Origin of the sequence: Streptomyces mesophilus, from assembly GCF_011044995.1 — a bacterium.
Lineage (GTDB): Bacteria > Actinomycetota > Actinomycetes > Streptomycetales > Streptomycetaceae > Streptomyces > Streptomyces mesophilus.
The window spans coordinates 1-12,738 of the sequence record NZ_JAAKZW010000229.1 but is presented as its reverse complement, the minus strand read 5'-3'; the positions used below and the strand labels follow the sequence as shown (position 1 = coordinate 12,738).

Genomic DNA, 12,738 nt, shown 5'->3' with positions numbered 1-12,738 from the left:
CCCCCGCGCCTCCATCAACGCGAACCCCAGCAAATTGAGCCCCCGCCACTGCGCGGGATCGTCCGCCCGGGCATCGTCCGCCGCGAGGCCGATGCCCCAGACGCGGTCCATCGGGCTCGCCTCGACGAGGACCCGGTCGCCGGTCCTGAGCAGGTACTCCCGCAGCTCCGGATGCGCGGCGAACTTATGGGCGCTGCCCTCGACCACGATGCCGAAGCGCTCGCGCTCCCAGACCGCGTCGTCGAAGCCGCGCACCAGGCGCCCGGCCTTCTTCGCGGCCGCGGGCGACTTGGCGGACAGCGCCTTGCGCTCCGCCTCCGCGTCACCGAACAGCCGCGCCTTGGCGGCCATCATCCAGTGCTCGGCCGTCGCGTACTCCTCCCCGTCCACCCCAAACGGAGCCGGCCACCACTGGCTGAGGACATGTTTGCCCACCACCCCGTCCGCCGGTGCCGTATGCCCCCAGAAGTGCAGGAACTTGACCTGCTGCCCGTCCTTGAGCCGCGCCTGAAGCTCCTCGGTCAGGTCCTGTCCGGAACTCGCACCCATGGCCACCCCCGTCTGTCGCTCCGAGCCATACACGCGAGTTTCGCAGGCACCACTGACAGTCCGTCCTGGGTTTTCGCCGCTCACTCGACATCTGGTCGACAGATTCCGTCGAGTAACCAAAAGGAAACAACGGAATCCCTTGGCGAGAGGGCCCACCTCTGTCAGGATCAGCACTCAAATCGAGCTGGAGCCACGGAAACCCCCGGATCCACGGAAGCCCTGGAGCCGCGGCAGCCCTGGAGCCACGGAGAAGCGCGATGAGCTACAGAGAGCGCGATGAGCTACGGAGAGCGCGATGAGTAACGCCGCACACCACCCGCACCCCCACGCAGTTCAGTTCCCCGCGCAGGAACGCCTCGCGTCCGGAGCCCAGTACATCGACGGCGCCCTGCGCCCCGGTACTTCGGGCCGCACCCACAGCGTGATCGACCCGGCCACGGGCGCCGAGGTCTACACGTACGAACTCGCCGGCACCGCGGACGTCGACGCCGCTGTCGCCGCCGCCAAGGCCGCCTTCCCGGGATGGGCCGGACTGACGCCCGGCGAGCGCTCCGACGCCCTGCACCGTTTCGCCGCCGTACTGGCCGAGCGCGCGGAGGAGTTCGCGCGGGCCGAGTCACTGCAGTGCGGCAAGCCGCTCAAGCTGACCCGTGAGTTCGACGTGCCGGGCACGGTCGACAACGCCGCGTTCTTCGCGGGCGCCGCCCGCCACCTCCAGGGCCAGAGCGCCGGCGAGTACAGCGGGGACCACACCTCGTACGTACGCCGTGAGCCCATCGGCGTCGTCGGCTCCATCGCCCCGTGGAACTACCCCCTGCAGATGGCCGCCTGGAAGATCCTGCCGGCCGTCGCCGCGGGCAACACGATCGTCCTGAAGCCCGCCGAGATCACCCCGCTGACCTCGCTGTTGTTCGCCGAGGCGGCGACCGCGGCCGGGATCCCCGACGGCGTGATCAACATCGTCACCGGCACCGGCAAGGAGGCCGGCGAGCATCTCGTCGCCCACCCCGATGTCGCGATGACCTCGTTCACCGGCTCCACCGCCGTCGGCAAGCGCGTCGCCGAAGTGGCCACCGCCACCGTCAAGCGGATCCACCTCGAGCTCGGCGGCAAGGCCCCGTTCGTGGTCTTCGACGACGCCGACCTGGAGGCCGCCGCCAACGGAGCGGTTGCCGGCTCGCTCATCAACACCGGCCAGGACTGCACCGCCGCGACCCGCGCGTATGTCCAAAGGCCGCTGTACGACGCCTTCGTGGAGCGTACGAAGCAGCTGATGGAGACCGTGCGGCTCGGCGACCCGTTCGCCCCGGACACCGATCTCGGCCCGCTGATCAGCCACGCCCAGCGCGACCGCGTCGCCGCTTTCGTGGAGCGCGCGAAGAGCTACGCACGGATCGTGACCGGGGGAGAGGCGCCCAAGAACGACGGCGCCTACTTCCAGCCCACCCTGATCGCGGACGCCGCGCAGGACAGCGAGGTCGTGCAGTCGGAGATCTTCGGCCCGGTGCTCGTCGTGCTGCCCTTCGACTCCGACGACGAGGGCCTCGAGCTCGCCAACGACACCCCGTACGGCCTCGCGGCCTCCGCCTGGACCCGGGACGTGTTCCGGGCGAACCGGGCCACCCGCGAGATCAAGGCGGGCTGCGTGTGGATCAACGACCACATCCCGATCATCAGCGAGATGCCGCACGGCGGCTACAAGGCCTCCGGCTTCGGCAAGGACATGTCCTCGTACTCCTTCGAGGAGTACACGCAGGTCAAGCACGTCATGTACGACAACACCGCGGTGGCCGCGAAGGACTGGCACCGCACGATCTTCGGGGACCGCTGATTCGATTTCCGGCTGCCGCCGGGTGGCCGTCAGGCCGCATGACCGGCGGCCGCTCCCTCCCTCACTGGGATCCTCCCGAAAGGGCACCACGCGCCATGGAGCAGTACGAGCCCGACCGCCCCACCGCCGTCCAACTCGCCGCCTGGCGGCGCAGCATGACCAGCGGCAGGGGCGCCATGTCCCGGCGTGCGATGCTGCGCGCCACATCCGCGGGTGCGCTCACCGTCGGCGGTCTCGCGGCGCTCAGCGCCTGCGGCATCCCCGCGGCGAGCAAGAACCCGGGCGGCGTCGCGGCGGACGACCACTCGAAGAAGGAGAAGCGCGTCACCTTCTCCAACTGGACCGAGTACATGGACGTCGACGACGAGGACGAGAACCGCCGTCCCACCCTGGAGGCGTTCACCAAACGCACCGGGATATCGGTCAAATACACCGAGGACATCAACGACAACACCGAGTTCTTCGGCAAGATCAAGCCGCAGCTCGCCGCCGGCCAGGACACCGGCCGCGACCTGATCTGCGTGACCGACTGGCTGGCCGCGCGCCTCATCCGCTTCGGCTGGGTGCAGAAGCTCGACCACTCCAACATGCCGAACGCGTTCGCCAATCTGGCCCCGCAGTTCCGCGACCCCGACTGGGACCCGGGACGCGCGTACTCGTTCCCCTGGACGGGGATCGCCACCGTCATCGCGTACAACGCGAAGGCCACCGGCGGACGTGAGGTCACCTCGGTCTCGCAGATGCTCGACGACCCCAAGCTCAAGGGCAAGGTCGGCTTCCTCACCGAGATGCGCGACACCGTCGGCATGACGATGCTCGACATGGGCAAGGACATCGGGTCCTTCAAGGACGACGACTACGACGCGGCCATCGCCCGTCTCCAGAAGGCCGTCGACAACAAGCAGATCCGCCGCTTCACCGGCAACGACTACACCGGCGACCTCGACAAGGGCGACCTCGCCGCCTGTCTGGCCTGGGCGGGCGACGTGGTGCAGCTGCAGGCGGACAACCCGGACATCAAGTTCCACATCCCGGAGAGCGGCTACCACACGTCCTCGGACAACCTGCTGATCCCCAACAAGGCCCGGCACAAGACCAACGCGGAACTCCTGATCGACCACTACTACCAGCTGCCGGTCGCCGCCGAGCTGGCCGCGTGGATCAGCTATGTGTGCCCGGTCGAGGGCGTGAAGCCCGAACTCGCCAAGATCGACGAGGAGCTGGCCAACGACCCGCTGATCGTCCCGGACAAGGAGATGGCCGCCCGCTCGAACTCCTTCCGCTCCTTGAGCAGCAAAGAGGAGTCGACGTACGAGGAGAAGTTCGCCAAGCTCACCGGCGCGTGAGCCCTGTGCCCACCGGCGCCCGAGCCCTGTGCCCACCGGCGCCCGGGCCCTGCGCTCACCGGCGCCCGAGCGTCGTCCCCCGCGTGCTCCCTCGTGTGCTCCCGCCCCTCTGAACCCCTTTGTAGGTACGCCATGACTGACACCACCCGCGGCGATGTCCGCCTCTCCGGGATCAGCAAGACCTACGGCTCGTTCACGGCCGTCCACCCGCTCGATCTCACCGTCCCGCAGGGCTCGTTCTTCGCCCTGCTCGGCGCCTCCGGCTGCGGCAAGACCACCACGCTGCGCATGATCGCCGGCCTGGAGGACCCCAGCTCCGGCACCGTGCACCTCGGCGACCAGGACGTGACGTCGCTGCCGCCGTACAAGCGTCCGGTGAACACGGTCTTCCAGTCGTACGCCCTGTTCCCGCACCTCGACATCTTCGAGAACATCGCCTTCGGTCTGCGCCGGCGCGGCGTCAAGTCCGTCAAGAAGCAGGTCGGCGAGATGCTCGACCTCGTCCAGCTCGGCGACCACGCGCGCAAGAAGCCGCACCAGCTCTCCGGCGGCCAGCAGCAGCGCGTCGCCGTCGCCCGCGCCCTGATCAACCACCCCAAGGTGCTGCTCCTCGACGAGCCGCTCGGCGCCCTCGACCTCAAGCTGCGCCGCCAGATGCAGCTCGAACTCAAGCGCATCCAGACCGAGGTGGGCATCACGTTCGTGCACGTCACGCACGACCAGGAGGAGGCCATGACGATGGCCGACCAGGTCGCCGTGATGAACGCGGGCCGGGTCGAGCAGCTCGGCTCGCCGGCCGACCTCTACGAGAACCCGCACTCCACCTTCGTCGCCAACTTCCTCGGCACGTCCAACCTCATCACCACCGAGGTCGCCGCCATGGACGGCGACCGTCTGGTGGTGAAGGCGGGCGACGCCAAGCTGTCCCTGCCGACCGCACGCACCAGCGCCGACACCCGCACCGGCGGCAAGGTGCTGCTCGGCATACGCCCCGAGAAGATCGCGCTCACCCACGCCGACGAGGCGGGCACGATCCCCGAGGGCCGCAACCGCATCACCGGAAAGATCGCGCAGAGCAGCTTCATCGGCGTCTCGACGCAGTACGTCATCGACTCGCCCGTCTGCGACGCCTTCGAGGTGTACGCGCAGAACGTCGAGCGCGACGGCCGGCTCACGCCCGGCGCCGAGGTCGTCCTGCACTGGAACCCCGAGCACAGCTTCGGACTCGACGCCGCCCAGTCCCTGCTTGCCGGGACCGCCGAAGCCGCGGGTACGGAAGACGAGGTGACCGCATGACGACGGTCGCCGACGCGCCGCCCACGGCGCTCGTCGAGCCTCCCGCGAAGCCCCGCAAGAAGCGCGGCCGCTTCACCCCGTACTGGCTGCTCCTTCCCGGTCTGCTCTGGCTGGTCGTCTTCTTCGCGCTGCCGATGCTCTACCAGGCCTCGACCTCGGTGCAGACCGGCTCCCTGGAGAAGGGGTACGAGGTCACCTGGCACTTCCAGACCTATCTGGACGCGCTCGGCGAGTACTGGCCCCAGTTCCTGCGCTCCGTCCTGTACGCGGGCATCGCCACGGTCCTGTGTCTGCTGCTCGGCTATCCGCTCGCGTACCTCATCGCTTTCAAAGCGGGCCGCTGGCGCAACCTGGTCCTCATCCTGGTGATCGCACCGTTCTTCACCAGCTTCCTGATCCGTACGCTCGCCTGGAAGACGATCCTCGCGGACGGCGGCTGGGTGGTGGGCAGCCTCGACGCCCTGCACATCCTGGACGTCACCAGCTGGATCGGCCTCACCGAGGGCGACCGGGTGCTCGCCACCCCGCTCGCGGTGGTCTGCGGACTCACGTACAACTTCCTGCCGTTCATGATCCTGCCGCTGTACACCTCGCTCGAGCGGATCGACGGCAGGCTGCACGAGGCGGCCGGCGACCTGTACGCGCGGCCCTTCACCACCTTCCGCCGCGTGACCTTCCCGCTGTCGCTGCCCGGTGTCGTCTCCGGCACCCTGCTCACCTTCATCCCGGCGAGCGGCGACTACGTCAACGCCCAACTCCTCGGCTCCACCAGCGAGAAGATGGTCGGCAACGTCATCCAGTCGCAGTTCCTCACCGTCCTCGACTACCCGACGGCCGCCGCGCTCTCCTTCATCCTGATGGCCGCGATCCTGATCATGGTCACGCTCTACATCCGCCGGGCCGGAACGGAGGACCTGGTCTGATGACCGCCGTCACGCGCTGGATACGCCGCAACCTCGTCGTCCTCGCAGGACTTCTGACGCTCGCCTTCCTGATCCTGCCGAACGTCATCGTCCTGGTCTTCTCCTTCAACAAGCCGAAGGGCAAGTTCAACTACGCCTGGCAGGAGTTCTCCACGGAGGCCTGGTCGGACCCCTGCGGGGTCGCCGACATGTGCGGTTCGCTCTCGCTCAGCCTGCAGATCGCCCTGTGGTCCACGCTCGGCGCCACCGCGCTCGGCACGGCGATCGCCTTCGCGCTCGCCCGCTACCGCTTCCGCGCCCGCGGCGCCGTGAACTCGCTGATCTTCCTGCCCATGGCCATGCCCGAAGTCGTCATGGCCGCCTCGCTGCTCACGCTCTTCCTCAACATGGGCGTCCAGCTGGGCTTCTGGACCATCCTCATCGCGCACATCATGTTCTGCCTGAGCTTCGTGGTGACGGCGGTCAAGGCGCGCGTGATGTCGATGGACCCGCGCCTGGAACAGGCGGCGCAGGACCTCTACGCGGGTCCCGTGCAGACCTTCGTACGGGTCACGTTGCCGATCGCGGCGCCCGGCATCGCAGCCGGCGCCCTGCTCGCCTTCGCCCTGTCCTTCGACGACTTCATCATCACCAACTTCAACGCCGGCTCGACCGTGACCTTCCCGATGTTCGTCTGGGGTTCGGCGCAGCGCGGCACACCCGTGCAGATCAATGTCATCGGCACGGCGATGTTCGCCATCGCCGTGATCTGCGTCCTGACCGGAATCCTGGTCGGGAACCGCCGGAAGAAGCACGCATAGGCCCCCGTTCACGGGAGCCTGCAAGGGAGTTGGAAATCATGGCCCCACGTGCCATGAGCAGCACCACGCAAGCCGTGAGCCGCGAGGACATCCTGTCCTCGCTCGCGGACGCCAAGCCCGTCTCGTACTGGCTCGACGACCCCGGCCGGCCCGCGGCCCTCCCCGCCCTGACCGGCGACGAGCGGTGCGAACTGCTCGTCGTCGGCGGCGGCTACAGCGGTCTGTGGACCGCGCTGATCGCCAAGGAGCGGCACCCCGAGCGCGAGGTGGTCCTGGTCGAGGCACGCGAGATCGCCTGGGCCGCCTCGGGCCGCAACGGCGGCTTCTGCGCCGCGTCCCTGACCCACGGCCTGGGCAACGGGCTCGCCCGCTGGCCCCGCGAGATCGGCCTGCTCGAACAGCTGGGCGCGCGCAACCTCGACGCCATCGAGGAGGCCGTGAAGCGCTACGGGATCGACTGCGACTTCGAGCGCACCGGCGAGATCGACGTCGCCACCGAACCGCACCAGGTGGCCGAACTCGCCGAGATGTACGAGGAGCTGAAGGAGCTCGGCCTCGAAGGCAACGTCTCGCTCCTGGACGCCGACGCCATGCGCGCCGAGGTCGACTCACCGACCTTCCTCGGCGGCCTCTACGACCGCGACGGCGTGGCCATGCTGCACCCGGCGCGCCTCGCCTGGGGCCTCAAGCAGGCCTGCCTCGACCTCGGCGTACGCATCTACGAGCACACCCGGGCCACCGAACTGGCCCGCACCGCCGAGGGCATGGCGGTCCGCACCCCGTACGGACGGATCTTCGCCCGCGACGTGGCGCTCGGCACCAACGTGTTCCCGTCCCTGGTCCGCCGGATGCGCCCGTACACGGTCCCGGTCTACGACTACGCCCTGATGACCGAGCCCCTGACCGACGAGCAGCTCGCGTCGATCGGCTGGCAAGGACGCCAGGGCCTGGGCGACTGTGCCAACCAGTTCCACTACTTCCGGCTCTCCGCCGACAACCGCATCCTGTGGGGCGGTTACGACGCGATCTATCCGTACGGCGGAAAGGTCCGCGACGAGTACGACCAGCGGCCCGAGACCTTCGCGAAGCTCGCCGAGCACTTCTTCACCTGCTTCCCGCAGCTGGCAGGCCTGCGCTTCAGCCACGCCTGGGGCGGCGCGATCGACACCTGCACCCGCTTCTCGGCCTTCTTCGGTACGGCCCACAAGGGACGGGTCGCCTACGCGGCCGGCTATACGGGACTCGGCGTGGGCGCCTCCCGCTTCGGCGCCGAGGTGATGCTCGATCTGCTCGCGGGGGAGCGCACCGAGCGCACGGAGCTCGAGATGGTCCGCAGCAAGCCGCTGCCGTTCCCGCCCGAGCCGTTCGCCTGGACGGGCATCGAGCTCACCAAGCGGTCCCTGGCCCGCGCGGATCTCAACGGGGGCCGCCGCAACGGGTGGTTGAAGGTCATGGACCGCCTCGGCTTCGGCTTCGACAGCTGACCTGGTCACGGGCCGCACGCGTGCCTCGCCTGCGCAGGCGCACGCCCCGTACCGGTGATGTGACCCGCTTCACTACCAACAAGTAGCGAAACCCGCGTAAGCAAGTCGCCTCCAGCCCCTCTCCTTCGTGTCAGGCCCAGCCACGCACACGAAAAGGAGGCCCCGCCATGACCGGCACCGGGGCTAAGGCGGCAGTCGAATGGCTCGTTTCGGTCGCACCGGATCCCGAGGCCTGCCGCTGGGAGTGGGAGCGCAACCCCCATGGGATCGCTCTCCTCCCGGCAGGCAGGCTCTGGGACGTACTGATCCTGCCGGGCGAGCTCGGCTACCCCACGCTCGACATCCTCACCCGCTGCCTCGACCGACCAGGACCCGTCCTCGCCGACTTCGGCGACGCGAGGATGGGTTTTTTCGTGCCCGCGGGCACGGCGGGCCGCTGGGTCGGCACCGGCGTACGGGGCGCCGGGCACGGCACCTGGATCGTCGTCCCGTACCCGGGCCGCGCGACCGGCAGCGGAGTCCGCTGGCTGATCCCGCCGGACGGCTCCGGCACCCTCATCGACCCGGGGCTCCTCGAGCTGGCGATGCACGAGGCGGCGGCGGGGATCGCGCGGGACGAGTGAGGGAGCCCGGGCCGGCACTGAAGGGGCGGGCGCGTACCTTTCCGGTCACTCACGCATTGCGCGCCGACCCGCCCGTCTGCAGGTCTGTCCCGTTGTCTTCAGTTCTCTCTCGTACGACGAAGGCGAGCGCGGTCAGGATGAGGCCGCCCAGACACCAGCTCGCCAGCACGTCCAGGGGCCAGTGGTAGCCCTGCCGCACGAGACCGAAGCCGTTCGCCGCCACCACGAGGGCGCAGACGGCGATCAGTTGGCGCCCGAAGCGGGTGTGCGTACGGAGCAGGAGGGCCGCCGCTCCGTACGCCACGATCGCGGTGGCCGCATGGCCCGACGGATAGAAACCGCCGGATCCGTCCATACCGGGCGGGCCCGGCCGGTCGATCAGCGCTTTGATCGGTGCGACCAGGGCGGGCACGGCCGCGAGAGCGAGCGCGGCGGCGAGCTGGGGCACCCATGCCGGTCTGGTCTTCAGGGTGATCCAGGCGAGGGCCGCGCCGAGCGCAGGGACCGCCACCGCGATATTGCCGAGATCGGCGAAGACCTCCGCGATCCCGTGCGGGAAACCGCCGGTCCTGATCGCGTTCCCGACCCGCTCGTCGAGCCGCCGCAGCGGACTGTCGGTGACGACTTGCCAGGTGGAGAGGGCGAAGGCGATGACGCAGAGAAAGGGGAGGTGGAAATTCGGCCGTCCCGTAGCCAAGTCCCTGGTTCCTTGGTTGGGCCTATTGGTGGGGGGACCGGGTCGGGGACGGGATACGGGAGGGGCCATATGACCAGCCTCGCAGGCCTGACAGGACGCGAGTACCTCCAGGTATCCGCAAAGGGGGGAGCGCAGCATCCCCGAGCAGCACGACGAGAACGTCCGCGCAGCTGAGCTCGAAGGCGTGTCGCTAATGGCGGCGTACAGCGATGAGGGGAGCGCGAGTCGTTACGCCACCACAGTCCGTGAGGGTTACAAAGGGCTCGTATCCGATCTTCGCGCCGCGTAGGCGAGTGGGTGACCCTGATCGAGTTGTGCGAGGAGCGGGGCGTGAAGGTGTACGTCGCGACGCACGGTCGTGCGTACGACCCGGCCGACCCGCGTGATCGCCGGTCCCTGCTGGAGGATGCGCTGGACTCCGAGCACGAGTCCGCCAAGATCAGTGCCCGCACACTGCGCGGTCTTGACGCCAATGTCCGGGACGGCAAGCCTCACGGCATCTGCCCGTTCGGATACGACCGGGAGTATGAGATCCGGCAGGGCAAGCGTGTTCCCGTCCGTCTCCGTAAGACCGGGAACCGGACCGTCAAGGCATCATGGCCGTCACTGGTCAGCGAGGAGCTGTTCCATGACGTGCAGGCGATCATCAGCGAACCGTCGCGCCGCACGACGACCCGCGGGCCGCAGGTGCACGAGTTCACCCGAGCTATGACATGCGATGTGTGCGACGGGCCCGTCTCGGTCTCGTATAAGCGCAACAGAGAGTCTTACGTCTGCAAAACGCGTTCCTGTGTCCGCATCAGCAAGGAGGCAGTGGACGAACTGATGACCGGCCTGACGGTCGCCTACCTTGCTCGCCCCGATGTGTACGCAGACCAGGCGCCCCCGGCTGAGCTTGCGCAGCTCAAACTCACGCTGGGAGCGCTTGACGGGGTCCGAGCGGACCTCAAGGAGCTGGAGGAGGCGGAGCCGAAGACGCTGGCCGAGGCGCGAGTCATCGCCCGGACCATTGATCGTCTGGAGAGGGAGGCCGCCGAACTGGAGGTGGCCGCCGTGGAACTGTCCCGTCCGAACCGGCTCGCCTCCCTGTTCTCGCCGGAGGGCAATGTCATGTCCAGGTGGCTGCGTACGCCGGTGCCGGTGCAGCGGGCGATCGTGGCGCTGTTGTTCACCCCGGGCGTGCTGGGCCAACCCCGGATCAAGCGCGGGAAGTTCGGCCCTGCGGACCTCGCTGCTTGCGAGCGGATGGAGTTTCGCCGGGACACCGACTGACAACGTGCGGTGGGTGGCTGTGCATCAGGGAGGGGGTGGGCACCGTCCGAAAGGGCCGAAGGGCCAGCGCAAGGGGGGGTGTGCGCTGGCCCTTCGGAGTCCGCCGATCCTCAGGGACGGCCGACTGGACCGGTGTGCCGCGCGCCCCGGGGGGTTTGGGGCGGGCGGCCGTCCGATCTGTGAGGTTCGCCGGAGCCTGGGACTCCGACCGTGTGCGCTAGGGCACGTCCGGAACGGGGCTGGGGAGGCTCCGCGCCGGAATCGCCCGCAGTCCCCTGCGGGCGGGGTGTTTCTCTCATCTGGGAAAAACCTACGCCTGGGGGTGCGGGTGCGACAGGCGGAACGACATCCCGCCATCGCCCTCGCACAGGGTCTTCACAACCTCTGACTGTTACCCCAGGTCCACGGGTCCACATCCGGAAACGTCCACACATGGAGGGACGCATCCGGAGGCGGTTCTCCCGTGGATATCCCGCTGATACCGGGTCAGATCCGGGCGAAGGCCTGCTCGAGGATGTCCAGGCCCTCGTTCAGGAGGTCCTCGCCGATGACCAGCGGCGGCAGGAAGCGGAGGACGTTGCCGTACGTGCCGCAGGTCAGGACGAGCAGACCCTCGGCGTGGCAGGCCTTGGCCAGGGCGGCCGTCGCCTCGGCGTCGGGCTCCTTCGTGGCCGGGTCCTTGACGAGCTCGATCGCGATCATCGCGCCGCGGCCGCGGATGTCGCCGACGATCTCGTACTTGTCCTGGATCGCGGTGAGACGGGCCTTCATGATCTGCTCGATCTTCTTCGCCTTGGCGTTGAGGTCGAGCTCCTTCATGGTCTCGATCGCGCCGAGCGCACCGGCGCAGGCGACCGGGTTGCCGCCGTACGTGCCGCCGAGGCCGCCCGCGTGCGGGGCGTCCATGATCTCGGCGCGGCCGGTGACGGCGGCGAGCGGCAGACCGCCCGCGATGCCCTTGGCGGTGGTGATCAGGTCGGGGACGACACCCTCGTCGTCACACGCGAACCACTCGCCGGTACGGCAGAAGCCGGACTGGATCTCGTCGGCGACGAACACGATGCCGTTGTCCTTGGCGAACTGGGCGATCGCGGGCAGGAAGCCCTTGGCGGGCTCGATGAAGCCGCCCTCGCCGAGGACCGGCTCGATGATGATCGCGGCCACGTTCTCGGCCCCGACCTGCTTGTTGATCATGTCGATGGCCTGGGCGGAGGCCTCGGCGCCGGCGTTCTCGGGGCCGGTCGGCCAGCGGTAGCCGTACGCGACGGGGACGCGGTAGACCTCGGGGGCGAACGGGCCGAAGCCGTTCTTGTACGGCATGTTCTTGGCGGTCAGCGCCATCGTGAGGTTGGTGCGGCCGTGGTAGCCGTGGTCGAAGACGACGACGGCCTGGCGCTTGGTGTACGCACGGGCGATCTTGACCGCGTTCTCGACGGCCTCGGCGCCGGAGTTGAACAGCGCGGACTTCTTGGCGTGGTCGCCCGGGGTGAGCTCGGCGAGCGCCTCGGCGACGGCCACGTAACCCTCGTACGGCGTGACCATGAAGCAGGTGTGGGTGAAGTCCTGCAGCTGGGCGGAGGCCTTGCGGACCACGGCCTCGGCGGAGGCGCCGACGCTGGTCACGGCGATGCCGGAGCCGAAGTCGATCAGACGGTTGCCGTCGACGTCCTCGATGATGCCGCCGCCGGCGCGCGCGGTGAACACGGGCAGCACGGACCCCACGCCGCCCGCGACGGCGGCGGTGCGCCGGGCCTGCAGCTCCTGCGACTTCGGACCGGGGATGGCGGTGACGACGCGGCGCTCCTGCGGAATTGCGCTCATGAGGGGCTCCTTGGGCGATGTGGGGGTTTCGGACGCGGTTGTTCTCCTTCGCAGGCTAGGGGTGGGTGGCGGGTCGGGGCATGCTCCGTGCTGGAG

11 protein-coding genes and 1 pseudogene are annotated in these 12,738 nt (G+C 68.9%); 8 read left to right on the top strand and 4 right to left on the bottom strand.

Annotated elements, in window-relative coordinates:
* The coding region (locus G6045_RS33750) for an NADAR family protein (protein ID WP_165336001.1) at nt 1-549 on the bottom strand (549 nt) is incomplete at its 3' end.
* Nucleotides 550-844: 295 nt separating this feature from the next.
* Here G6045_RS33750 and G6045_RS33745 point away from each other — a divergent pair.
* The 7 genes from G6045_RS33745 to G6045_RS33715 all read left to right on the top strand — a co-directional run bounded on the left by G6045_RS33745 (nt 845) and on the right by G6045_RS33715 (nt 8,852).
* Nucleotides 845-2,380 (top strand): gamma-aminobutyraldehyde dehydrogenase, encoded by a 1,536-nt coding sequence (locus G6045_RS33745; RefSeq protein WP_165336000.1) that lies wholly within the window; start codon nt 845-847, stop codon nt 2,378-2,380.
* 95 nt (nt 2,381-2,475) lie between these two features.
* Entirely contained in the window at nt 2,476-3,726 is a 1,251-nt protein-coding gene (locus G6045_RS33740) for an ABC transporter substrate-binding protein (protein WP_165335999.1), read from the top strand.
* 132 nt (nt 3,727-3,858) lie between these two features.
* On the top strand, nt 3,859-5,022 hold the full coding sequence (locus tag G6045_RS33735; RefSeq protein ID WP_165335998.1) for an ABC transporter ATP-binding protein: 1,164 nt from the start codon (nt 3,859-3,861) through the stop codon (nt 5,020-5,022).
* Nucleotides 5,019-5,945: an ABC transporter permease gene (locus G6045_RS33730; protein WP_165335997.1), complete on the top strand. Its 927-nt coding sequence runs from the start codon at nt 5,019-5,021 to the stop codon at nt 5,943-5,945. Before G6045_RS33735 ends, G6045_RS33730 begins: the two co-directional genes overlap by 4 nt.
* The gene (locus G6045_RS33725; RefSeq protein WP_165335996.1) at nt 5,945-6,745 is read left to right on the top strand and encodes an ABC transporter permease; all 801 of its coding nucleotides are present in this window, start codon (nt 5,945-5,947) and stop codon (nt 6,743-6,745) included. Before G6045_RS33730 ends, G6045_RS33725 begins: the two co-directional genes overlap by 1 nt.
* A gap of 38 nt (nt 6,746-6,783) precedes the next feature.
* On the top strand, nt 6,784-8,229 hold the full coding sequence (locus G6045_RS33720; protein ID WP_165335995.1) for an NAD(P)/FAD-dependent oxidoreductase: 1,446 nt from the start codon (nt 6,784-6,786) through the stop codon (nt 8,227-8,229).
* Between the two features lie 167 nt (nt 8,230-8,396).
* Nucleotides 8,397-8,852: a hypothetical protein gene (locus G6045_RS33715; RefSeq protein ID WP_165335994.1), complete on the top strand. Its 456-nt coding sequence runs from the start codon at nt 8,397-8,399 to the stop codon at nt 8,850-8,852.
* Nucleotides 8,853-8,901: 49 nt separating this feature from the next.
* Here G6045_RS33715 and G6045_RS33710 read toward each other — a convergent pair whose 3' ends face one another.
* Complete coding sequence (locus tag G6045_RS33710; RefSeq protein WP_235968493.1) at nt 8,902-9,549, bottom strand: phosphatase PAP2 family protein; 648 nt, start codon at nt 9,547-9,549, stop codon at nt 8,902-8,904.
* Nucleotides 9,550-9,816: 267 nt separating this feature from the next.
* Here G6045_RS33710 and G6045_RS33705 point away from each other — a divergent pair, with 267 nt between their 5' ends.
* Entirely contained in the window at nt 9,817-10,821 is a 1,005-nt protein-coding gene (locus tag G6045_RS33705) for a recombinase family protein (protein ID WP_328707997.1), read from the top strand.
* A gap of 113 nt (nt 10,822-10,934) precedes the next feature.
* Here the strand turns inward: G6045_RS33705 and G6045_RS41750 are convergent.
* Nucleotides 10,935-11,120, bottom strand: a pseudogene (locus tag G6045_RS41750) (phosphatase PAP2 family protein); the annotation flags it as partial.
* Nucleotides 11,121-11,307: 187 nt separating this feature from the next.
* Nucleotides 11,308-12,642, bottom strand: coding sequence for a 4-aminobutyrate--2-oxoglutarate transaminase (gene gabT / locus G6045_RS33700; RefSeq protein ID WP_165335991.1), 1,335 nt, complete (start codon nt 12,640-12,642; stop codon nt 11,308-11,310).
* Nucleotides 12,643-12,738: the final 96 nt, after the last annotated feature.